Annotated in this window: 19 protein-coding genes; 3 read left to right on the top strand and 16 right to left on the bottom strand. The window is 71.6% G+C overall.

All coding sequences use genetic code 11. The features are described from left to right. Positions 1 to 103: 103 nt before the first annotated feature. From GIS00_RS08720 to pheS, 3 genes are all read right to left on the bottom strand, one after another. Positions 104 to 694, bottom strand: coding sequence for a DUF5998 family protein (locus GIS00_RS08720; RefSeq protein WP_154768077.1), 591 nt, complete (start codon positions 692 to 694; stop codon positions 104 to 106). A 114-nt stretch (positions 695 to 808) separates the two neighbouring features. After that, positions 809 to 3,319 (bottom strand): phenylalanine--tRNA ligase subunit beta, encoded by a 2,511-nt coding sequence (gene pheT / locus GIS00_RS08725; RefSeq protein ID WP_322097734.1) that lies wholly within the window; start codon positions 3,317 to 3,319, stop codon positions 809 to 811. A 1-nt stretch (position 3,320) separates the two neighbouring features. Continuing rightward, positions 3,321 to 4,463, bottom strand: a complete 1,143-nt coding sequence (pheS, locus tag GIS00_RS08730) for a phenylalanine--tRNA ligase subunit alpha (RefSeq protein WP_154768078.1) — start codon at positions 4,461 to 4,463, stop codon at positions 3,321 to 3,323. Between the two features lie 470 nt (positions 4,464 to 4,933). Between pheS and GIS00_RS27425 the strand changes: the two genes are divergently transcribed. Further along, on the top strand, positions 4,934 to 5,362 hold the full coding sequence (locus GIS00_RS27425) for a type II toxin-antitoxin system PemK/MazF family toxin (protein WP_407666824.1): 429 nt from the start codon (positions 4,934 to 4,936) through the stop codon (positions 5,360 to 5,362). A gap of 12 nt (positions 5,363 to 5,374) precedes the next feature. On the opposite strand, the gene GIS00_RS27430 is transcribed toward GIS00_RS27425, so the two are convergent. The 4 genes from GIS00_RS27430 to GIS00_RS08755 all read right to left on the bottom strand — a co-directional run bounded on the left by GIS00_RS27430 (position 5,375) and on the right by GIS00_RS08755 (position 8,826). Continuing rightward, the gene (locus GIS00_RS27430) at positions 5,375 to 6,346 is read right to left on the bottom strand and encodes a PDR/VanB family oxidoreductase (protein WP_322097736.1); all 972 of its coding nucleotides are present in this window, start codon (positions 6,344 to 6,346) and stop codon (positions 5,375 to 5,377) included. Positions 6,347 to 6,470: 124 nt separating this feature from the next. Continuing rightward, a complete protein-coding gene (locus GIS00_RS08745; protein ID WP_154768080.1) occupies positions 6,471 to 7,364 on the bottom strand; it encodes an enoyl-CoA hydratase-related protein in 894 nt (297 codons plus the stop codon). Between the two features lie 41 nt (positions 7,365 to 7,405). After that, complete coding sequence (locus GIS00_RS08750) at positions 7,406 to 7,867, bottom strand: MaoC family dehydratase (protein ID WP_322097737.1); 462 nt, start codon at positions 7,865 to 7,867, stop codon at positions 7,406 to 7,408. Positions 7,868 to 8,025: 158 nt separating this feature from the next. Then, on the bottom strand, positions 8,026 to 8,826 hold the full coding sequence (locus GIS00_RS08755) for a class II aldolase/adducin family protein (RefSeq protein WP_154768081.1): 801 nt from the start codon (positions 8,824 to 8,826) through the stop codon (positions 8,026 to 8,028). Between the two features lie 135 nt (positions 8,827 to 8,961). Between GIS00_RS08755 and GIS00_RS08760 the strand changes: the two genes are divergently transcribed. Both GIS00_RS08760 and GIS00_RS08765 read left to right on the top strand, forming a co-directional pair. Then, entirely contained in the window at positions 8,962 to 10,005 is a 1,044-nt protein-coding gene (locus tag GIS00_RS08760) for a TauD/TfdA family dioxygenase (protein ID WP_196073190.1), read from the top strand. A gap of 107 nt (positions 10,006 to 10,112) precedes the next feature. Then, positions 10,113 to 10,571 (top strand): MaoC family dehydratase, encoded by a 459-nt coding sequence (locus tag GIS00_RS08765; protein WP_154768083.1) that lies wholly within the window; start codon positions 10,113 to 10,115, stop codon positions 10,569 to 10,571. Positions 10,572 to 10,582: 11 nt separating this feature from the next. On the opposite strand, the gene GIS00_RS08770 is transcribed toward GIS00_RS08765, so the two are convergent. From GIS00_RS08770 to GIS00_RS08810, 9 genes are all read right to left on the bottom strand, one after another. Continuing rightward, positions 10,583 to 11,557 carry an SDR family NAD(P)-dependent oxidoreductase gene (locus GIS00_RS08770; RefSeq protein WP_154768084.1) on the bottom strand — a complete coding sequence of 325 codons (975 nt, stop codon included), beginning with the start codon at positions 11,555 to 11,557 and terminating at the stop codon, positions 10,583 to 10,585. Between the two features lie 19 nt (positions 11,558 to 11,576). Then, positions 11,577 to 12,461, bottom strand: coding sequence for an enoyl-CoA hydratase-related protein (locus GIS00_RS08775; protein ID WP_154768085.1), 885 nt, complete (start codon positions 12,459 to 12,461; stop codon positions 11,577 to 11,579). A gap of 28 nt (positions 12,462 to 12,489) precedes the next feature. After that, positions 12,490 to 14,166 carry a thiamine pyrophosphate-binding protein gene (locus GIS00_RS08780; RefSeq protein ID WP_196073191.1) on the bottom strand — a complete coding sequence of 559 codons (1,677 nt, stop codon included), beginning with the start codon at positions 14,164 to 14,166 and terminating at the stop codon, positions 12,490 to 12,492. Between the two features lie 59 nt (positions 14,167 to 14,225). Continuing rightward, positions 14,226 to 16,196, bottom strand: a complete 1,971-nt coding sequence (locus GIS00_RS08785) for a flavin-containing monooxygenase (RefSeq protein WP_322097738.1) — start codon at positions 16,194 to 16,196, stop codon at positions 14,226 to 14,228. A gap of 43 nt (positions 16,197 to 16,239) precedes the next feature. Beyond that, on the bottom strand, positions 16,240 to 17,391 hold the full coding sequence (locus GIS00_RS08790) for an acetyl-CoA C-acyltransferase (protein ID WP_154768087.1): 1,152 nt from the start codon (positions 17,389 to 17,391) through the stop codon (positions 16,240 to 16,242). 281 nt (positions 17,392 to 17,672) lie between these two features. Continuing rightward, complete coding sequence (locus GIS00_RS08795; protein ID WP_154768088.1) at positions 17,673 to 18,536, bottom strand: SDR family NAD(P)-dependent oxidoreductase; 864 nt, start codon at positions 18,534 to 18,536, stop codon at positions 17,673 to 17,675. Further along, on the bottom strand, positions 18,533 to 19,417 hold the full coding sequence (locus tag GIS00_RS08800) for an enoyl-CoA hydratase-related protein (RefSeq protein WP_154768089.1): 885 nt from the start codon (positions 19,415 to 19,417) through the stop codon (positions 18,533 to 18,535). The genes GIS00_RS08795 and GIS00_RS08800 overlap by 4 nt, the downstream gene beginning before the upstream one ends. Further along, positions 19,414 to 19,692: a hypothetical protein gene (locus GIS00_RS08805; RefSeq protein ID WP_154768090.1), complete on the bottom strand. Its 279-nt coding sequence runs from the start codon at positions 19,690 to 19,692 to the stop codon at positions 19,414 to 19,416. The genes GIS00_RS08800 and GIS00_RS08805 overlap by 4 nt, the downstream gene beginning before the upstream one ends. After that, positions 19,689 to 20,639, bottom strand: coding sequence for a Rieske 2Fe-2S domain-containing protein (locus GIS00_RS08810; RefSeq protein ID WP_154768091.1), 951 nt, complete (start codon positions 20,637 to 20,639; stop codon positions 19,689 to 19,691). Before GIS00_RS08810 ends, GIS00_RS08805 begins: the two co-directional genes overlap by 4 nt. Positions 20,640 to 20,683 lie beyond the last annotated feature (44 nt).

Genomic DNA, 20,683 nt, shown 5'->3' on the forward strand with positions numbered 1-20,683 from the left:
CCGGATGGACCCTCCCCGCGGGCGGTGCGGACATCGACGAGCGGCGGGGCCGATCACGTCGTGATCGGTCGACCGGGACCGGTCGGTGGGACCGGCCGGTGGGTCAGACCCGGGCGTCCCGGCCGACGGTGGCGGCCGACAGGGCCTTGGCGAAGGTGATGGCGTCGGCCAGCGCGTCGTCGCCCTCGGCGTCGGCACTGATCCGCAGCGACAGGTCGTCGCCGGTGAGCGAACCGGTGTAGCCGTGGTCCGCCTCGCACTGCGGGTCCCCGCAGCCGGCCGGCTCCAGGTCGATGCGGTTCACCGCGCCCCAACCGATGGTCAGGGTGAGCTCACGCCCCAGCCGGCCGCGCTTGTACCGCTCGGGCTGCGGGACGACGTGGGTCACCATCACCGTCCGGATCACCGACAGCGCGACGGACTCACTGGTGGCGATGCCGTGGGCCTGCTCGCCGTGCTCCTCGTCGCCGCCGTGGTCGTCGGCGTGCACGAAGATCAGCCGGGTCGGCGTGAGGACCACGACCGACAGGTGCCGGCGGATGGTCTCCAGGTCGAACGTGGTCTCGCCGTGCACCAGGTAGGACTGCACCGGCTCGGCGGCCAGCGCCACGTCGAGCACGTCCAGGACGAAGCCCGGGTAGTACCCGGAACCCTCGATCCGCCGGATCAGTCCTTCGGGCAACGACGTCGACATGCTCCCATCGTGTCACCTCGGGCTCGCCCGTGCCGCATCCGCGTGCCGGGTGTGGACACGTCGGCAGCGGGCGCGGTCACCGGAACGCCGTCGGGCGCGGTGCCTTGTCGCGGCTCAGTCGCGCAGGGTGGCACCCGAGGCGGTGTGCGCCGCGGCCAGGGCGGCGTCCCGCACGCCGAGCGCCTCGGCGGCGGTCATCGTGCGGTCGGCGGCCCGCACCACCAGCGCGAACGCCAGCGACTTGGTGCCCGCGGCGACCCGCTCGCCGGTGTAGACGTCGAACAGCCGGACCGACTCCAGCAGCTCGCCGCCGCCCTGCACCAGCGCCTCGGCGACGGTGCCCGCGGGCACGGTGTCGTCGACCACCAGGGCCAGGTCGAGCAGCACCGGCGGGAACGGCGAGATGCGCGGTCCGACGGGCAGCGCGGCCGCCGGGATCGCATCCAGGTCCAGTTCCACCGCCACGGTGCGCGGCGGCAGGCCGAGCCGCTCGCAGACGGCCGGGTGCAGTTCACCGGCGAACCCGACGGTCACCGACCCGTCGCCGGCGATCCCGATCCGGGCGCAGCGGCCGGGGTGCCACGGCTGCTGCTCCCCCGCCGTCACGGTCACCGCGACGCCCGCGGTGCGGACCACCCGGCGGGCCAGCTCGACGGCGTCCGACCAGTCGGCGGTGCGGGCCGGACCCCACCAACCGGCGCGGTCGGCCGGTCCGGCGAGCACTACGGCCAGGTGCCGGGGCTGGGCCGGCAGCGCCGCTTCGAGCGCGTCCAGCTGGGCCTCGTCCGGCCGGCGGTCGACCGGGATCCGCGGCGGCGCCGGGCTGTCCGCGGCGGGCAGGAAGACCTGTCCGATCTCGAACACGGCGAGTTCGCGGCTGCTGCGGGAGATGTTGCGCACCACGGCATCCAGCAGCCCGGGCAGCAGCGTAGTGGTCAGCGACGGACGATCGGCGTCCAGCGGGTTGGACAGCACCGCGGTGCGCCGGCGGTCGTCGCCCGCATCCAGACCCAGCTGGTCCAGGTCCTTGGTGCCGATGAACGGGAAGCTGAGCACCTCGGTCAGCCCGGCGGAGGACAGGTCGGCGGCGATCGCCGCCACCCGGTCCTGCCGCGAGGTGCGGCCGGTGCCGGCCGGCGCCGTCGGCAGCACCCACGGGATGGTGTCGTAGCCCTCGAGCCGGGCGATCTCCTCGACCAGGTCGGCGGCGCGGGTGAGGTCGGGCCGCCAACTGGGCGGGCTCACCTGCAGGGCCGACTCCCCGCCGGTGACGGTCGCACCGATCTGCTCGAGCCGGTGGGTGATCACCTCCGGGGTGTAGGGGCGGCCGGCGAGCCGCTCCGGCTCGCCGAGCGGCAGGGTGATCGTCACCGGTGCCGGCCGGAGACCGACATCACTGCGGCCGAGCACGGCGCCGCCGCCGAACCGGACCAGCAGGGCCGCGGCGGCTTCCGCTGCGGCAGCGGCGATCTCGGGATCGACGACCCGCTCGAAGCGGCGGGAGGCCTCGCTCGGCAGACGGTGCCGGCGGGCGGTGCGGGTGATCACCTCGGGCGCCCACCAGGCGGCCTCGATCAGCACCTCGGTGGTGCCGGCGGAGATCTCGGTGGACTCGCCACCCATCACCCCGGCCAGCGAGATAGGGCCGGACTCGTCGGCGACCACCAGGTCGTCGACGACCAGGGTGCGCACCGCACCGTCCAGCGTGCGCAGCTGCTCGCCCGGCAGCGCCCGCCGCACCACGATGTCGCCGGACAGCTGCGCCAGGTCGAAGGCGTGCAGCGGCTGGCCGAACTCGAGCATCACGTAGTTGGTGACGTCGACGGCGAGCGAGATGGACCGGATCCCGGCGGCCAGCAGCCGGCGCCGCATCCAGAACGGTGACGGGGCTGCAGGGTCCACCCCGGACACCCGCACGGTGACGAAACGCGAGCAGCCGTGCGGATCCTCGATGTGCACGGGCCAGCCGCCGGCCTCGCGGTCCGGGACCGGATCGGCGGCCGGGTCGCGGAACGGCACGTCCATCGCGATGCCGAGTTCGCGGGCCAGACCGCGCATGGACAGCGCGTACCCGCGGTCGGGGGTGACGGCCAGCTCGACCACCGCGCCCTCGACCGGGTCGGCACCGATCAGCCGGCGCGGGTCCGAGCCGATCACCGCGGCGGGGTCGTCGGGATCGAGCACCATGATGCCCTCGTGGTCGTTGCCGACCCCGAGCTCGCGGACGGAGCAGATCATGCCGTCCGACAGGTGGTCGTAGGTGCGGCGGCTGGCGATGGCGAAATCGCCCGGCAGCACCGAGCCCGGCAGCGCCACCACGACGAGGTCGCCTTCGACGAAGTTGCGCGCGCCGCAGACGATCTCGCGGACGGCACCGCCCGGGCTGTCCGGTGCGCCGTTGCCCGGGCCCACCTCGACGGTGCAGAACCGGATCGGCTTCTTGAACCCGGTGAGCTCCTCGATGGTCAGCACCCGGCCCACCACCAGCGGACCGGTGGTCACCGGCGGGACGTGCACGTCCTCGGTCTCGAAGCCCACGGACAGCAGCGCGTCGGCGACCTGCTGGGCGTCGGTACCGGCCGGCACGTCCACGTACTCGGACAGCCATTCCACGGGGGCGCGCACGTCAGATCTCCGTCTTGCTGGTGTCGGTGGTGCTGTCGGTCATGGTGGTGCCGGCGGTGGTGGTGCCGGCCGGGGCGGCGGGCCGGGAGAAGGCGGCGGTGAACCGCACGTCACCCTCCACCAGGTCGCGCATGTCGGCGATGTCGTGGCGGAACTGGAGCGTGCGCTCGATGCCCATGCCGAAGGCGAACCCGGTGTAGACCTCCGGGTCGATCCCACCGGCGATCAGCACGTTGGGGTCGACCATCCCGCAGCCGCCCCACTCGACCCAGCCCGGACCGCCCTTGCGGCCCTCGAACCAGACGTCCATCTCGGCGCTCGGCTCGGTGAACGGGAAGAACGACGGGCGCAGCCGGGTGCGCGAGTTCGGGCCGAACACCGCCCGGGCGAAATGGTCCAGGGTGCCCTTCAGGTGGGCCATGGTCAGGCCCTTGTCGATGGCCAGGCCTTCCACCTGGTGGAACACCGGGGTGTGGGTGGCGTCCAGCTCGTCGGTGCGGTACACCCGGCCCGGGCAGATCACGTAGATCGGCGGCTCGCGGTGCAGCATGCTGCGCACCTGCACCGGGGAGGTGTGCGTGCGCAGCACCAGGCCGGACTCGGCACCGCCGTCGCGGCCGGCGACGTAGAAGGTGTCCTGCATGGCGCGGGCCGGGTGGTCCGGCGGGAAGTTCAGCGCGTCGAAGTTCAGCCACTCCGGCTCCAGCTCCGGGCCCTCGGCGATCTCCCAGCCCATGCCGAGGAAGATGTCGCCGATCTGCGTCATCATCGTCGAGATCGGGTGCCGGGCACCGGTCGGCCGGCGGTCGGCGGGCAGGGTCACGTCCACCCGTTCGGCCACCAGCACCTGGGCGTCCCGTTCCGCGACCAGCTCGGCCTCGCGCGTGCTGCACGCGGCGTTGATCCGGCCGCGGGCGCTGCCGACGACCTTGCCGGCCGCGGCCTTCTCCGCCTTGCCCAGCGCGCCGATGGCGCGGTTGGCCAGTGCGATGGGCGACTTGTCGGCGGCGTGCGCGAGGCGAGCGGCCTTGAGCTGGTCCAGGTCGGTGGCGGCGGCGAAGGCGGCCAGCGCGGCGGTGACGGCGGCGTCGACGGCCGCGGCGTCCGTGGGGTCGAGCGGCGCGAGGGGCAGTGCTGAGGACATGGGGACCTTCCGGGACCGTGCGGGACCTGACAACCTTAGTGGCCCGGTCCGGACGTCCTGGTGTCGATCCGCGTGCGATCCGCGTTCTGCCGCAGGTGACTGCGGTCAGCGACCTCCCCGAGCGCCCGGAACGGGCTCGGGAAATCGGCGGCTCGGCATCTGCACACCTCCATTCTGCCTGCTGCGGGTCCTGTCCACCAGCGACTTCCGCTGTCCGACGCCGTCTGCTCGCCCGATCCGTCTGGTTCTAGGGTGACCGGGTGGCCTTCTTCTCCGATCTGCTCAAGGCGGTCGCCCCCGTCATCAGCCGGCTGACCCGACCGCAGAAGGACGGCCGGCAGGATGCCCGGCCGGGCGCCGGACGGCCCGGATCAGGCACCGCCCGACCGCGCCGGTCCACCCAGCCCCCGTCGACCCAGCGCCCGTCCACCCAGCGCCCGTCCACCGCGCAACCGGCAGGGACCGGCGCACTGCCCTCGCCCGGCCACGGCGGGTCGGACGCCACGGTGGAGGTGGACCCGCACCGGATCGGCGCGGTGCGGATGAGCTACTCCCCCGCCACCGACGGCGCCCCGGACCCCGGCGAGATCGTCTGGACCTGGGTGCCCTACGAGGAGAACGACGGCCGCGGCAAGGACCGGCCGGTGCTGGTGGTCGCCGCCGAGACCTCGGGCACCGTCCTCGCCGTCCAGCTGACGAGCAAGAACCACGACGGGGACAGCGATTTCGTGCCGGTCGGAGCGGGCGCCTGGGACGGCGAGCACCGTCCCAGCTGGGTGGCCATCGACCGGGTGCTGCGGGTCCATCCCGCCGGCATGCGCCGCGAGGCCGCGGCGTTGCCGCGCGCCGCCTACGACCGGGTGGCCGGGGCGTTGCGGGAGCGGTACGGCTGGCGCTGATCGCGCACCGGCTCAGAGGTCGAGCACCAACCGGGGGCAGGCGGCCCGGGAGACACAGATGAACATGGTGTCGTTGGCCGCGCGCTCCTCGTCGGTGAGGATCGAGTCGCGGTGATCGACGATGCCGTCCAGCACCGGGGTCTCGCAGGTGCCGCAGGTGCCTTCCCGGCACGACGACAGATCGTGCAGGCCCGCCTCCTCGACCACCTCGAGGATGCTCCGGTCCGGCGGGACCGTCAGCACCCGGCCCGACTGCGTCAGCTCCACCTCGAACGAGCCGGACAGCACCGGCGCGCCCTGTTCCTTTGGGGCGAACCGTTCGACGTGCAAGGTGCCGGAAGGCCAAGCGGCACAGGCGGATTCCACGGCCTTGAGCAGCGGTTCCGGCCCGCAGCAGTACACCTTCGTACCCGGTCGCGGGTCGCCGAGGATCGCTGCCAGGTTCAGCAGCCCGACCTCGTCCTGCGGATGCAGGCTGACCTTGCGACCCTCGGGTGCGTCAAGTGCGGCCAGCTCCTCGGTGAAGGCCATCGAGTCCCGGGTGCGGCCGCCGTAGTGCAGGGACCAGTCTGCGCCGGCCGCGTCCGCGGCGCGGGCCATGGCCAGGATCGGGGTGATGCCGATCCCGCCGGCGATGAAGAGGTACCGGGGAGAGTCCTCCAGCCGGAAGTTGTTCCGCGGACCGCGCACATCGACGATGTCGCCCTCGCCGAGGTGGTCATGGACGTACGCCGAGCCACCGCGACCGACCGGCTCCCGCAGCACCCCGATCCGCCACACCCCACGATCGGACGGGTCGCCGCAGAGGGAGTACTGCCGGATCATGCCGTCCGGCAGGTTCAGGTCGATGTGCGCACCGGCCGACCACCAAGGCAGGTCGGCGCCGTCCGGATCGCGGAGCTCCAGCACCACCACACCGTCCGCGCCGGTACGCCGCGCGGCCACGGTCAGCCGCAGGTCCACCTCGTCATGCGTGGCGCGCACGTTGCTCCCGACTGTCGGGCCGCTCCGGGCGAGGTCGGTCGGCCTCACTGCCGGAGTGGCCAAAATGCTCGTATTCATGATCACAGATTGCACTGTACATGCGCCCCTTCCGCACACGCACCCGTCAGGGCGGCGGGTCGACGTCGGCGGGCGGCTGTGGCCAGCGCGGCACCCCGGCGACCCCGCCGGGGCCCAGCCGGGCGGCGAACCGGGGCGGGCGGCGTTCCAGGAACGACGCGACGCCCTCCTGCACGTCCGGTCCGGCGGCGAGCTCCCGCAGCGCCGCCGATTCCCACCGGTGCGAGTCCCACGGAGAGGCCGCGCCCAGCATCGACCACAGCAGCTGCCGGGCCGCACCCGAGGCGACACCCGAGGTGTTGACGGCGATGTCGGAGGCGATCCCGTAGGCGACCGGCAACACCTGGTCGGGAGGCACGATCCGGGAGAACAGCCCCCCGCGCAATGCCTCCGCCGCGTCGAAGATCCGCCCGGTGGCCACCCATTCCATGGCCTGGCCGATCCCGACGACGCGGGGCAGGAACCAGCCCGAGGCGGCCTCCGGCGCGATCCCCCGGCGGACGAAGGGGAATCCGTACTTCCCGTCGTCCGCGGCGATCCGGATGTCCATCGGCAGGGTCATCGTCAGGCCGACGCCGACCGCGGAACCGTTGAGCGCGGCGATGACCGGCTTGCGCATCGCGGCGATGGCCAGCGACACCGTCCCGCCGCCGTCCCGGCGGACGCCGCCGATGGTCCCCCGGGTGTCCCGGGCAGCAGCGTGGTCCGGTGGCCGGTCGAAGGTGCCCCCGGTCGGCCGGAGCTCGGCGCCGACGCAGAACGCGCCGCCGGCCCCGGTCACCACCACCACCCGCACCTCGTCGTCGGCATCCGCGGCGGTGAAGGCGGCCACCAGTTCGGCGGCCATCGTCGTGGTGAACGCGTTGCGCCGCTCCGGGCGGTCCAGGGTGATCGTCGCGATGCGATCGGCCACCTGGTAACGGATCTCGGTCGTCTCCATCGGATCTCCGCCGTCGTCCGGCGCCCGGCCGATCGCCGACCTCAGACGAATCGCCGGAAGACGATGGTGGCGACCAGCGCGGGCTTCTCGCTGCCCTCGACCTCCACGGTGACGACGAGGTCGGTCTGGATGCCGCCGCGCACCTCCGTCACCGCCTCCATCGTCGCGCCGGCCCGGACCCGGCTGCCCACGGGCACCGGCGCGGGGAAACGCATCCGCTCCGAGCCGTAGTTGACCCCCATCCGGAACCCGTCGATCCGCAGGATCTGCGGCAGCAGCTGCGGGATCAGCGACAGCGTCAGGTACCCGTGGGCGATCGGGCCGCCGTACGGGCTCTCCCGCTTCGCCCGCTCCACGTCGACGTGGATCCACTGGTGGTCGCCGGTGGCGTCCGCGAACCGGTCGACCTGGTCCTGGGTGATCTCCACCCACTCGCTGTATCCGAGGTGCCGGCCGACAAGACCACGCGCACCTTCCGGGCCCTCGACGATCGTCGGAACCACGTCTTCCACCTCCGGGGATGTCGACCGACGGCGGCCAGCCGTCGGTGTCGACGGCCACCACTGCGATGGCCGTCTCTGATGTCTGGATGGTCACCGACCGGCGGTCGGCCGGGCGCACCTGCGTCCGGCCGACAGCCGTTGTCGGGAGATGATTCTCGTCAAGCCTTCCGGGGCGGCAACGGCGGCAGGACCTGGAGCGCATGGGCGAACTGCAACTCACCCGCCGCCGGGTCCCCGACCTGACCGGCGGTGAGCCGGGCCATGTCGTCGTCGATGGCCCAGGCCTTGCCGGCGGCCTCGGCGAGCAGCTGGACCTGGCAGGCCTGCTCCATCGCGATCAGCCACCAGGCGGCCTCCTCGACGGACCGGCCGACGGTCAGCAGCCCGTGGTTGCGGAGGATCACCGCCTTGCCGCTCCCGAGCGCGGCCGCGATCCGGTCACCCTCCCCGAGATCAAGGACCACACCGGTGTAGTCGTCGTACAGACCGTGGCACTCGAAGAAGGCGCAGCTGTCCTGGCTGAGCGCCGTCAGCAGTCGCCGCTGCGTGGACCACGCCTCGCCGTAGGCCGAATGGCAGTGCGCGGCGGCGTGGACATCGGGGCGGGCGCGATGGATGCGCGAGTGGATCGCGAAGGCCGCCCGGTTGAGCGGGCCGGATCCTTCGACCACCTCGCCCTTCTCGTTGACCAGCAGCAGGTCCTCGGGAGTCATCAGCGCGAAGTTCTTCAACAGCGGATTGACCCAGAACATGGTCGGATCGCCCGGGTCCCGCACGGTGATGTGGCCGGCGGCCCCCTGGTTCATCCCGTGCATCGCGAGCAACCGGAGCGCATCGGCCAGGCTCTGCTTGCGGTAGGCGCGCTCCTCCTCGACGGAGGACCGTTGCGGTGGAAGCAGATCGGCGAATCCCGGCACGACCTCCCGGGTGCTCGTGGCCGGTTCCTCGGGAACTGACATCGGTACTCCCCTTCCGGGCCGGGGCCCTGTTTGACATCGTCGATGACATCTTCGAAGTTCCTGCCCAGGCTACTGACAAGTCTCGTTACTGTCACTACTCTTATCCCGAATACACCCACCAACGGAGGTGCACGTATGACCGGACCGACAGTCCTGCAAGCAGATCTGGGACCGGGGGTGACCACGCTGCTGCGACCCGGGGACGACGGACTCCCACTGTTCGTCCTGGCACAGGACGACGACCTGCGGTCGTCGGCCGTTGCCGCGCAGCAGTGGTTGCAGTCCCACCGGGCCACCCTCGACGAGCTCCTCGTCGAGCACGGCGCGCTGGTCTTCCGCGACTTCGCGATCGGCGACTCGAAGGACTTCCGGGCCTTCGTCGCGGACTACGGCTTCGCCGATCTGACCTACACGGCGGGGGCCTCCAAGCGCGCGGCGATCGACGCCGACGTCTACGAGGCGACCGCACTGCCACCGGATGTCATCATCCCGCTGCACCAGGAGATGGCCTACCTCTCCCGCTGGCCCGGCCGGCTCGCCTTCTTCAGCAACCTGCCCGCGGAGGAAGGCGGGGAGACCATCATCGGTGACATGCGGAAGATCTCCGCAGAGCTGCCGGCCGAGCTCGTGGAGGCGGTCCGCGAGCACGGCATCCTCTACCGGCGCAACTTCCGCGCACCCAGCGACTCCTGGGAGCACCACCCGACTCTCGACGCGATCCACAAGCCCTGGCCGGATGCCTTCGGTACGGACGACCCGGCGCACATCGAGCAGTTCTGCAAGGACATGAACCTCGCTCTGACGTGGGAGCCTGACGGCAGCCTGACCACCGAGTTCCTGGCGCCGGGCTTCATCGAGTACCCGACCCTGGACGCACCGCTCTGGTTCAACCAGCTGCATGCCCAGTCGATGACCCTGCGGACGTACGGCGCCACCAACCTCGCGCTCTTCTTCGAGTACTACCCGCGGGACCGGGTCCGGCCCTACGAGACGCTGCTGGGCAACCGCTCCCAGATCTCCGCGCGCCAGATCGACGCCATCTACGACGTCCTCGACCGGCACACCGTGGCCTTCCCCTGGCAGCGCGGCGATGTCATGGTGGTGGACAACATCATCACCATGCACGGCCGCAACCCGTTCCGCGGCAAGCGGGACACCCAGGTCGCCCTGCTCAACTGATCGCCCGACCGATCGACGCCCGCCACGCCGGCCGGCCGGTGGAGCCCTTGGGCCCCACCGACCGGCCGTCGGAGCCGTTGAGACGCCGAAGCACCTGGAGGATCCCGATGACCCTGGACATGGCACAGCTGCGCGCCGGCGTCGGCACGCTGGTCGGCACCAGCGGGTGGCGGACGATCTCGCAGGACCTGATCGACGCCTTCGCCGAGGTGAGCGGGGACCACAACTGGATCCACGTCGACCCGGTGCGGGCCGCCGCGGACGGGCCGTGCGACCGGCCGATCGCCCACGGCCTGCTGACCGTGACGCTGGTCCCCCGGTTCGTCGCCGAGGTGATCGATGTGACGGTGCTGACCCGGCGGTCGGTGAACTACGGCCTGGACCGGGTCCGGTTCATCACCCCGGTGCCGGCCGGGTCGCGGATCCGCGGCCATGTGACTGTCCAAGAACTGCAGGAGCTCTCGCCCGGCATGAGCTACCGGGTGACCTTTTCGGTCGTGGTCGAGCTCGAGGGCGCCGGGAAGCCGGCCTGTGTCGCGACCCTCATCTCGCAGCTGTCCAACTGACCCCGATCCCGTCAGGCCGGGTGGGACTCTCCTGCCACCGGTCCGAGGGCATCGGCCACGGACACCGCGGCCCCGGGCGTCAGCCGCCACACCGGTTCCTGCCGGGCCGGGAAGTTGTCGGCGATCAGATCGGCGTCCCACCGCTCACGGTCGATGACCACCGACTCCCCCGCGTGCCGCCACAGGGCCAGTCGACGACCGTTGAACCGGACGAACTGTCCGGTCAGCGCGCGTGCCCGGTCGCTGCACAGGTACACCACCGCCGGGGCGACCTCGTCCGGGGACCCGAACCCGAGGTCCCGCGGCTCCGGGGCGCGACGTCCCTCGGACCGTGCCCGTGCCTCGATGACCGCGATCCGGCCGGCGGTCATCCCTGTCGCCGCCGTGGGGCCGAAGGCGTTCACCCGGATCCCGTAGCGGGCGAGTTCCTCGTTCAGCGTGTACATCAGGGCGAACACGCCGCCCTTGGAGGCGACGTACGACGACTGGCCGTAGCTGCCGGTCAGCGCGGCCGCCGACGGGACCAGCAGCAGGTGACCGCCGCGGTCCACCATGGCGCGGGCGGCGTGGCGGCACACCGACCAGGTCCCGCGCAGGTTCACCGCGATGCTCTCGTCGAACTCCTCGACCGTGGCCTTCAGCAGCGTGCGGTCCCGGGCCACCGCGGCGTTGGTGATCGCGACGTCGATGCCGCCGAACTCGCCGACGCAGGCCGCGACGATCCGCTCGGCGACCGCGTCGTCGGCCACCGACCCCGTCACCGCCACGGCAGTGCCGCCGGCCGCACGGATCTCGGCGACGACGCCGTCGACGGCGACCTGGTCGGTGCCGTTCACCACCACCGCAGCACCCTCGGCCGCCAACGCCATGGCGAACGACCGGCCGAGGCCACGGGACGACCCGGAGATGGCGATCCGCTTGCCGGCGAGCCGCCGGCCGGCGACCCACCCGCCGGCCGGCGCACCGTCCGCCCCGCTGTCCGTCACCGGCGGCGGCCGACGGTACTCACCGGGATCCCGCGGCCCGCAACGACTGTGCGCGCTCCACCACGTCGGCGGTCAGCGCCGCGAACCGGGGCGCCCGGCGCTCCTTGAACGCGGCCACGCCCTCGGCGAGATCCGGCCTGCCGAAGGACTCCTTCATCATGCCGACGGCGCCGAGATAGCTGTCCTCGAGCGAGGAGTCGAGGTCCCCGTGGATCTGGCCCTTGATCAGGGCCATGGACGCCGGCGAGCAGTTCGCGGCGAGGTCGCGGGCGTACTCGACGGCGCGCGCCAGCACGTCCTCCTGCGGCCGGACCTCGTTCACCAGACCCATCGAGCGCGCCTCGTCACCCTTGAACCGGCGGCCGGAGAGCAGGACGTCCGTCGCCGCGGAGACCCCGACGATCCGCGGCAGGATCCACGACAACCCGAACTCGGCCACCAGGCCCAGCCGGGCGAAGGACGAGGTGATGGTGGCCTTCTCGGCACAGATGCGGATGTCGCAGGCCATGGCGACGGCCAGCCCGACACCGGCGCAGGCGCCGTTCATCGCCGCGACGAACGGCTTCGGGATCAGCAGCGGCCGGAGGTAGGACCCGACCAGGCTGGCGGCGTCCACCCTCGAACCCGCGCCGGCCCCCTCGCCGTCGGCGAGCCCCTGGACCGCTGTCAGGTCGGCGCCGGCGCAGAACGCCGATCCGGATCCGGTGACCACGACGGCCCGCACCGCGGTGTCGGCCTCCACCTCGGCCAGCACGTCGATGTAGCGCGCGCCCATGGCCGCGGTGACCGCGTTGCCCCGGGCCGGCCGGTTCAGGGTGATCACGGCGACGCCGTCGGTGACGTCCAGCAGGACGTCCGGCCCGGCGGGCGGGGACTCGGCCGGCGGTGACCCGGCAGTGCTCATGGTCGTTTCCTGACGTCGGTGACGGTGGTCATTCGGGGGTGCTCACGCGGGCATCGATGAGGGACGGGCCCGGCCGTTCGAGCGCGGCGCCGAGACTCTTGCGGAGCGCGTCGGCGGAGTCGACCACCTCGCCCTCGACACCGAAACCTGCCGCCAGCGCGACCATGTCGATCGCCGGCATGAGGTCGTACGGCAACGTCTCCTCCGCCGGAGCACCGTTCTGGTAGTACTGCATGTTCTTCTTCAGGATGTGGTAGCTGCCGTTGTTGCAGATCACGAAGACCACCGGCACGCCGTGCCGGGCCGCGGTCCACAGGCTCTGCACGGTGTACATCGAAGCCCCGTCGCCGACAACGGCCACCACCCGCCGGCCGCCGCTACCGAGGTGCGCGCCGATGGCGGTGGGCATCCCCTGGCCCAGACCGCCGCCCCGGGCCCGCAGGACGCTGCCGGGAATCGTCCGCGGCACCACCTGCTGCACGGTGCCGGTCATGCTCACCGACTCGTCGACCAGGATCACCTCCGGTGGCAGCACCTCCGCCAGCACCGAGGCCAGTTCCAGTGGTGTCATCCCTGCGCCCCGGGCGCCCCGGCCCTCCAGCGCGGCGACGAAGCGCTTGTCCCGTTCCTGCCGGGCGCTGACGACATCGGCGGTGCGCGCGGCCGCCGTCGTACCGAAGTCGGGGCCGGCGACCCGGTCGATCGCCGCGCCGATGAGCCGGAGCGTGCCGGGGATGTCCGCGCGGATCAGCCGGTCCGCCGGGCGGTTCTTCCCGAGTTCCCAGCCGTCCGGGTCGATCTGGACGAACTGCTGGTCGCTGCGGATCAGCGCGGCACCGCTGACGTTGATCAGCGGGAAGAAGCTCGCGCCGAGACCGACGAGGACGTCGAAGGGATCCAGGTCCCGGGTGATGCTCCGGTCGGACAGCATGTTGAGGCCGCCCTGGAACAGCGGGGTCGTCGACGGGACGGTGAGCTCCGAGCTGCTGACGTCGAAGATCGGCGCACCGATCTGCTCGGCCAGGGCGACGACGGCGTCCGCGGCCCCGGACCGGGCGACCCCGTCACCGCAGAGCAGCACCGGGCGCTGCGCCGTGAGCAGCCGCCAGGCCAGGTCCTCCACGACCTCGGCGGCGGGGACGGTCCGGACGTCGATCCGCGAGCTCGCGAAGAAGCCTGCCTCGTCGTCGATCTCGACGGTGTCGTCCAGGACGTTCTGCGGGACGGACAGCATCACCACACCTGTCGGCGCCTCGGCCGCGATCTTGAACGCCCGCCGGGTCAGGGTGGCCAGCTGGGCGACGTCGTCGACGCGCACGGCGCACTTCACGAACTCCTTCGCCATGCTCGCCGGCCGCCCGTACAGGATCGGCTCGAGCTCGCTCAGCGTGGTCGCGGGTTCCCCGCAGTAGACCACCATCGGTGCCCGGCCGACCTGTGCGGAGTACAACATGCCCAGCGCGTTCCCCACCCCGGCGGCGGCATGCAGTTGCAGGAACGCCGGGCGGCCCGCGGCCCGGGCGTACCCGTCGGCCGCGCCGGCGGCGATCGACTCCTGCAGACCCAGCACGTACGTCAGCTCCGGTGTCCGGGCGACCTCGCGGACGAAGGCCTGCTCCGTGGTGCCGGGGTTGCCGAAGACGTGCTCGACCCCCTCCGCCAGCAGTTGACGGACCAGCACCGTGGCTCCGGTCAGTGTTGTCACCGCTCGCTCCTTCCAGCTCTGTCCAGCCCGGTCCTGGTCGGTCGGGCGTCGTGGGTGCGTCAGCCGGCCGCCGGCCGGTTCGCGGGCGCACCCGCGGTGCTGCAGTCGAAGTCGGCGAGATCCGGGTGCCGGGTCATGTGCCAGTAGTCGACGACCCGCCACGGCGAGTTCGTCACCACCCGGCCGAAGGCGTTCTTGTAGTAGCTGGCCACCCGCGGATGGCTCCACAGCAGGCCGGCCGCCGCGACATCCACCTGCTCCGTGTAGGTCTCGTACCTCTCGGGCTTGCACTCGACGGCGGAGATGCCGTCCCGGAGCATCATCGACGCCATCGTGCCGATGTAGTGCCCCTGGCACTCGGCGATGTAGATGAAGCTGCCGCCGGGCGGGTTGGTGTTCGGCCCGTACATCAGGAACAGGTTGGGGAACCCGGGGACGGTCATCCCCAGGTACGCCCGGGGGTCGGTCCCGTTCCACACCTCGGACAGCACCGCGCCGCCCCGGCCGAGGACCCGGATCGGGTGCAGGTACCGGTCGGTCTCGAAACCCGTGGCGTAGACGACGACGTCGGCCGGATGGTGGTCACCGGTCGAGGTCACCACGCCGTCGGCGTCGAGCCCGGCGACCGACTCGGCGACCAGGGTGACGTTCGGCCGCAGCAGCGAGCGGTACCAACCGTTGTCGATCAGGATCCGCTTGGCGAACGGCGGGTACTCCGGGACGCTTTTCGCCAACAGGTCGGGCCGCCCGGCGAGTTGCTGCTCGATGTAACCGGTCATCATCTGCCGGGTGCGGTCGTTGACCTTGTTGGCCGCCGCCGGGGACCCCTGCCACTGCGGGTCCATCCTCAACGTCGCATGGATCTTGTCGTTCCACATCCAGACCAGCCGGAACCGGTACCAGACGTGGTAGAACGGCACCTGTTCCATCAGGCGGTGCACCTCGGCGTCGACGTCGTCGAAGTACTTCTCCATCGGGATGATCCACTGCGGCGTCCGCTGGAACACCGTCACCTCGGCCGTGCCGGTGCTGATCGCCGGCACGACCTGCATCGCGCTCGCGCCGCTGCCGATGACCGCGACCCGCTTGCCGGCCAGGTCCAGGCCCTCCGGCCACCGGGCGCTGTGGAAGGCAGGTCCGGTGAACTCCGCGGCACCCGGCAGCTGCGGCACCTTCGGCGGACTGAACAGCCCGGTGCTCGCGACGAGAATGGTTGCCTGGTACTGTGTTTCGGTACCGTCCACCGCCCGACCGGTCACCGTCCAGGTGTCGGAGGCCCCGTCGAACTCCGCCCCTACCACCTCCACCCCCAGCACCGTCCGGGACCGCAGACCGAGCCCCTCGGCGACCGAGGACATGTACTCGGCGACCTCGGGGCGACGGGCGAAGTAGCGGTTCCAGGAGCGTGGCGCGAAGGTGAACGAGTAGAGATAACTGGGGGTGTCGACGCCGCAACCCGGGTAGACGTTCTCGAACCAGGTGCCGCCGAAACCCGCGTTCTTGTCGAGGATGGTGAACGGGATGCCACGATCCAGGAACTCCTTGGCGGCGACGATCCCGGACACCCCGGCGCCGACGATGATCGCCGAAACGGTCCCCGGATCCCGCGGCCCGCTGGAGGTGCCGGCCGGTGCGGCGGCCTCGGCGTCGTCGGCCGGATCCTCGAAACCCATGACGACACGGCCCATCCGGGCGTACTCGACCGGTACGTCCTCGGCCACGCACACCTGCATCATGCGCTGCAGATGCTCCACATCCGGTGCCGGGACGGCCGCCGGCGCCCCCTGGTACCAGGCCGCCAGGGCCACCCCGGCGGCATCCCGGATCTCCTGCTGGACCGCAGGGTCCAGGCCACCGGTGTCGTGGTCGTCCTGCCCGCGGGTACGGGTCGGGCGGTACGGATCCTGCAGCCAGCGCTCGTCGCCGGTCAGCTGGTGCAACACCATCAGCAACGACGGGATGTTCGCAACGGCGAGCGCGCCGGACAGCGCCTCGGCAGTCGGGACATCCTGCGGTACAACGGTACTCACGCCTCACTCCGTTCGCCTGGACGAGCAGCATCGGCCACCGGACTCATGACACCCGCTCCAGCACGGTCGCGTTCGAGGTGCCGCCGCCCTCGCACATGGTCACCAGGCCGTACCGGCCACCGGTCCGCTCCAGTTCGTGGACCACCGAGGTCAACAACCGCGCGCCGGTCGCACCCAGCGGGTGGCCGAGCGAGATCGCCCCGCCGTTGACGTTCGTGCGCTCCGCGGGCGCCTTGGTCTCCTGCGCCCAGGCCAGCACCACCGAGGCGAACGCCTCGTTGCACTCGAACAGGTCGATGTCGGCCATCGAGAGACCCGCCCGTTCCAGCACTTTCGGTGTCGAGGTGATCGGCCCGGTCAGGATCAGCTCCGGGTCGGAGCCGACGACCGCCGAGGCGACGATGCGGGCGCGCGGCACCAGGCCGTACTTCTCGACGGCGTCCTGCGACGCCAGCAGGAGCGCACTCGCCGCGTCGCTGACCTGGCTGGACAGGGCCGCGGTGATCAGCCCGCCGTCCAGGAGCGGCGGCATGGCCGCCATCTTCTCCGACGAGGTGTCGCGGCGCGGGCCCTCGTCCCGGGTGACACCGGCCACCGGGACGATCTCGCGGTCGAAGTACCCGGCGTCGATCGCGTGCACCGCACGCCGGTGCGACTCGACGGCGAACGCCTCCATCTCCTCCCGGGTCACGTCCCAGCGCCGCGCGATCTCGTCGGCGGCGACGAACTGGGACGGTTCGGCGTCGCCGTGGTGGGCGATCCATCCCGCCCCGCCGTACGCGACCCCGGCCCCGTGCTCGGTCCCCCACCGGGCAGCACTACCGATGGGCACGATGCTCATCGACTCGACGCCGCCGGCGATCACGATGTCCTGCTGGCCCGCCCGGATCGCGTTGGCGGCGAAGTCGACCGCCTGCTGGCCGGAGCCGCAACGACGGTCGACGACCACGCCCGGCACGTGCACCGGCAGGCCCGCCGACAGCCAGGCCACCCGCGCGACGTTGCTCGCCTGGGCACCGACCTGGGTGACGCAGCCGAAGATCACGTCCTCGACCAGGTCCGCGTCCACCCCCGAACGGTCGACCAACTCGGACAGCACCGCGGCCCCGAGGTCGGTCGGATGCACCTCGGCCAGACCGCCGCGGCGGCGCCCGATCGGCGTCCGGACCGCATCCACGACGAAGACGTCACGCATGTTCCTGCACCACCCTGTGTCAGTTGCTCGATGTGTCAGTTGCTCGATGTGCCAGTTGCTCGATGTGCCGGTAGCTCGATGTGTCGGCCCTGGGGGTCGGTCGACCCCCGGGGCGAGTGCCGTCGCACCGCTGTAGTGCGCTCCGCGTCGTGGCAGTACGGCACGGCCCGGCACCCGTGCCCGCCCGAACGGAGCGGGCACGGTGGTCCGGTCGGCCGGGTCCGGGCGGCCGGGCGTGGTCACCGCAGTGTGGTCACCGCAGTGCGGTCACCGCAGTGCGGCTACCGGACGCGGTTGGCCCAGGCCTCGGCGCCCGGGACGGAATCGGTGAAGTCCAGCAGGGTTTCGAGGCTGGACTCGAACTCCTCCGGAGTGGGCTTGCGGCCGAAGCTCACCGGTTTCGACTGGAACAGCTGGACCGCGGCGTACTCGTCGCCACGGACGTGCAGGATCGCGCTGCTGAGCCGGCACTCCTGCGAGGCGAGGTAGACCACCGCGGGCGACACGTAGCCCGGATCCAGTGCCTCCCGCATCTGCGGTGTCATCAAGGCCTCGGTCATCGCCGTGGTGGCGACCGGCGAGATCGCGTTGACCCGGATGTCGTTCTTGGCGCCCTCGATCGACAGTGTGTTCATCAGGCCGAGCAGCGCCGTCTTGGCGGCGCTGTAGTTCGCCTGCCCGAAGCTGCCGTACAGCCCGGACGCCGAGGTCGTCACCACGACCCGGCCGTAGCCCTGGGCCCGCAGCCCGCTCCAGGCCGCCCGGATCACCTGGTAGGTGCCGCCGAGGTGGACGCTCAGCACCGCATCCCACTGGTCCTGCGTCATCTTGACGAACGACGTGTCGCGGACGATACCGGCGTTGCAGATGAGGATGTCGAGCCGGCCGAACTCCGCGATCGCCGCGGCCACCAGGGCCGCCGCCCCGTCCGCCGTGCTGATGTCGGACCGGTCGGAGATCGCCCGACCGCCGGCCCAGCGGATCTCGTCGACGACCGCCTCGGCCGTGCTGGCACCGTCCTCGGTCCGGCCGACGTCGTTGACGACCACCGCAGCGCCCCGCCCGGCGAGGGCGAGGGCGTGGGCCCGTCCGAGTCCCTGTCCGGCGCCGGTCACCAGCGCCACCCGATCCGTCAGGTCGATCATGTTTCCTCCGTCGTCGCGGCCGTGCTGCGGCGGAACGCCTCCCAGGCGGTGGACTGCGCCACGCCGACGCCGCCGAAGGGGTCGTCGCGCTTGCGCAGCGCCGCCCGGATCCCGTCCTGCTTGGCCGTTTCCGCGAACGCGGCACGTCCGCGCTGCTTGTGCTGGATGAGATCGTTGGACTTCCCGATGCCGATCATCGTGGTGAGCCCCTGCAGATCCGCCAGCTGGTTCATCGCGAGCTTCTGCAGCGCGATGGTCTCCGTGTCGAGGCTGGACAACCGGCGCGCCATCCACTCGACGTACTCCTCGAGTTGGTCGGCGGGCCGGGAGGCGTTGATCATGCCCATCTCCGCGGCCTCCCGCCCGGTGATGTTGTCGCCGCACATCACGAGTTCCTTGGTCCGCCGGATGTTGATCGTCAACGGCCAGAGGCCGATGTCCGGCACCAGCCCCATCGACCGCGCCTCCGGCTGGCCGATCACCGCGTCGTCGGTGGCGTAGACCAGGTCGCAGCACATCGCGAACTGCAGGCCGCCGCCGATGCAGAATCCCTGGATCTGGGCGATGGTCGCCTTCGGCGAGCGCCAGAGCCGCAGGGTGCCGTCGCTCACCCGGTCCATGTCGAGCAGGTCCTCGGAGAAGCCGCGCTCGACCCGGTTGTCGCTGCCGGGCTGCAGTTCCCAGCCGGCGCAGAACCCGCGGCCGGCGCCCTTGACGATGATGACCCGGATGTCGTCGTCCGCCTCCAGCTCGTCCAGCGCGCGGAGGTAGGCGGTGAACATCGCCGGGGTGAAGGTGTTCAGCCGGTCCGGCCGGTTGAAGACGATACGCCCGATACGGTCGTCCTTCTCGACCAGCAGCACCTGTTCGGGTTCGTTCATGCGAAGTCACCGCCCTCCGGCGCGCCGGTGGACTCCTCGACCGCGCCGGTGTCCAGTGGCACGTAGGCGGCCAGCGCGTCGACGACGATCTGCGGCAGGTTGGTTCCGGCGGCGGCCAGCCGCTCGTCGAGCAGCTGCCGTTCGTCGCCGGACAGGGCGAATTCGATGAACAGGTGGGTCCAGACCCGCCGCTCGCCGCCCCGCGCCGCGACGGACTGGGGCGCCGGCTCGTGGAACCCGTTGTCGGTCGCGAGATCCCCGCCGGCGGCGCTCATGCGTCCGCCTTGGCGTAGAACTGGGACGCCCACCGGCGCAGGTCGGCGACCGCACCCTCGCCGCGGGCGAGCTTCGGGCTCTCCCGGTAGATCTTGTGCTCCCAGACGGGGATGTCCTGCTCGATCTGGAAGTGGTAGTCCTTCATGAACGACTTCGACGCGTTCGACGGCTCGTCGGTGCCGGGCTTGCGCGGCACGATGAAGGTGTAGCGGAAGTCGACGAGTCCGTCCTCGATCGGCGTCTGCGTGGCGATGGCGCACGTCGGGATCAGGCCGACCGGCCGGTTGAAGTTGACACCCAGCCCCCACACCTCGTTCTCGATGTACCCGTCGACCAGACCGCGGGGGGTGCCGAAGGTGATCGCGGCGGTGGCGCGCAGCATCGGGCCGTCCTCGACGACCTCCAGGGCACCAAAGCCCTTGACCCCGTGGATGTAGCGGAAGTGCGCCATGTCCACGACGTTCTCGATGATCTCCTGCACGTGGGTGCGGATCGTGTAGGACTGCCCGGGGATCGGCGGCAGGTAGGCCTCGTCGTCGAGCTCCTTCAGCCGGGGGACCTGCCAGGTCGGCTGCTCGTCCTCGTGACCGAGCCAGACCATGACGGTACCGTTGCTCTCGTCGACCGGCCAGGCACGGAGCTGCGCGCGCCGGTTGAACGTGTCGCGGTACGGGATGTCGACGTTGCGGCCGTCCCGGTCGAACCGCCAGTGGTGGAACGGGCAGACGATGTCGTCACCGCGGACCATGCCGCCGTAGCCGATGTTCGCACCGAGGTGCGGGCAGTGCGCGTCCATCACCCGCACCTCGCCGCTCTCCCCCCGGTAGGCGACCAGCTCCTGGCCGAACCGACGGAGCGGCACGACCTGACCCACCGGGATCTCCGCGGAATGCGCGACCACGTACCAGCCCTGCGGGTACGGCGGCATCGGGAAGCGATCGGACATGTGCCCTCCTCCTCGAGGTGCGAGCGGCGCGCCCAGCGGGCCAC

The sequence above is a fragment of the Nakamurella alba genome (assembly GCF_009707545.1).
GTDB lineage: Bacteria > Actinomycetota > Actinomycetes > Mycobacteriales > Nakamurellaceae > Nakamurella > Nakamurella alba.

Excerpts from the sequence above, each read along its gene's own strand:
- GIS00_RS08720 (WP_154768077.1), bottom strand. The coding sequence starts at position 694 with ATGTCGACGTCGTTGCCCGAAGGACTGATCCGGCGGATCGAGGGTTCC.
- pheS (WP_154768078.1), bottom strand. The coding sequence starts at position 4,463 with ATGTCCTCAGCACTGCCCCTCGCGCCGCTCGACCCCACGGACGCCGCG.
- GIS00_RS08745 (WP_154768080.1), bottom strand. The coding sequence starts at position 7,364 with ATGGAGACGACCGAGATCCGTTACCAGGTGGCCGATCGCATCGCGACG.
- GIS00_RS08755 (WP_154768081.1), bottom strand. The coding sequence starts at position 8,826 with ATGTCAGTTCCCGAGGAACCGGCCACGAGCACCCGGGAGGTCGTGCCG.
- GIS00_RS08760 (WP_196073190.1), top strand. The coding sequence starts at position 8,962 with ATGACCGGACCGACAGTCCTGCAAGCAGATCTGGGACCGGGGGTGACC.
- GIS00_RS08765 (WP_154768083.1), top strand. The coding sequence starts at position 10,113 with ATGACCCTGGACATGGCACAGCTGCGCGCCGGCGTCGGCACGCTGGTC.
- GIS00_RS08775 (WP_154768085.1), bottom strand. The coding sequence starts at position 12,461 with ATGAGCACTGCCGGGTCACCGCCGGCCGAGTCCCCGCCCGCCGGGCCG.
- GIS00_RS08790 (WP_154768087.1), bottom strand. The coding sequence starts at position 17,391 with ATGCGTGACGTCTTCGTCGTGGATGCGGTCCGGACGCCGATCGGGCGC.
- GIS00_RS08795 (WP_154768088.1), bottom strand. The coding sequence starts at position 18,536 with ATGATCGACCTGACGGATCGGGTGGCGCTGGTGACCGGCGCCGGACAG.
- GIS00_RS08800 (WP_154768089.1), bottom strand. The coding sequence starts at position 19,417 with ATGAACGAACCCGAACAGGTGCTGCTGGTCGAGAAGGACGACCGTATC.
- GIS00_RS08805 (WP_154768090.1), bottom strand. The coding sequence starts at position 19,692 with ATGAGCGCCGCCGGCGGGGATCTCGCGACCGACAACGGGTTCCACGAG.
- GIS00_RS08810 (WP_154768091.1), bottom strand. The coding sequence starts at position 20,639 with ATGTCCGATCGCTTCCCGATGCCGCCGTACCCGCAGGGCTGGTACGTG.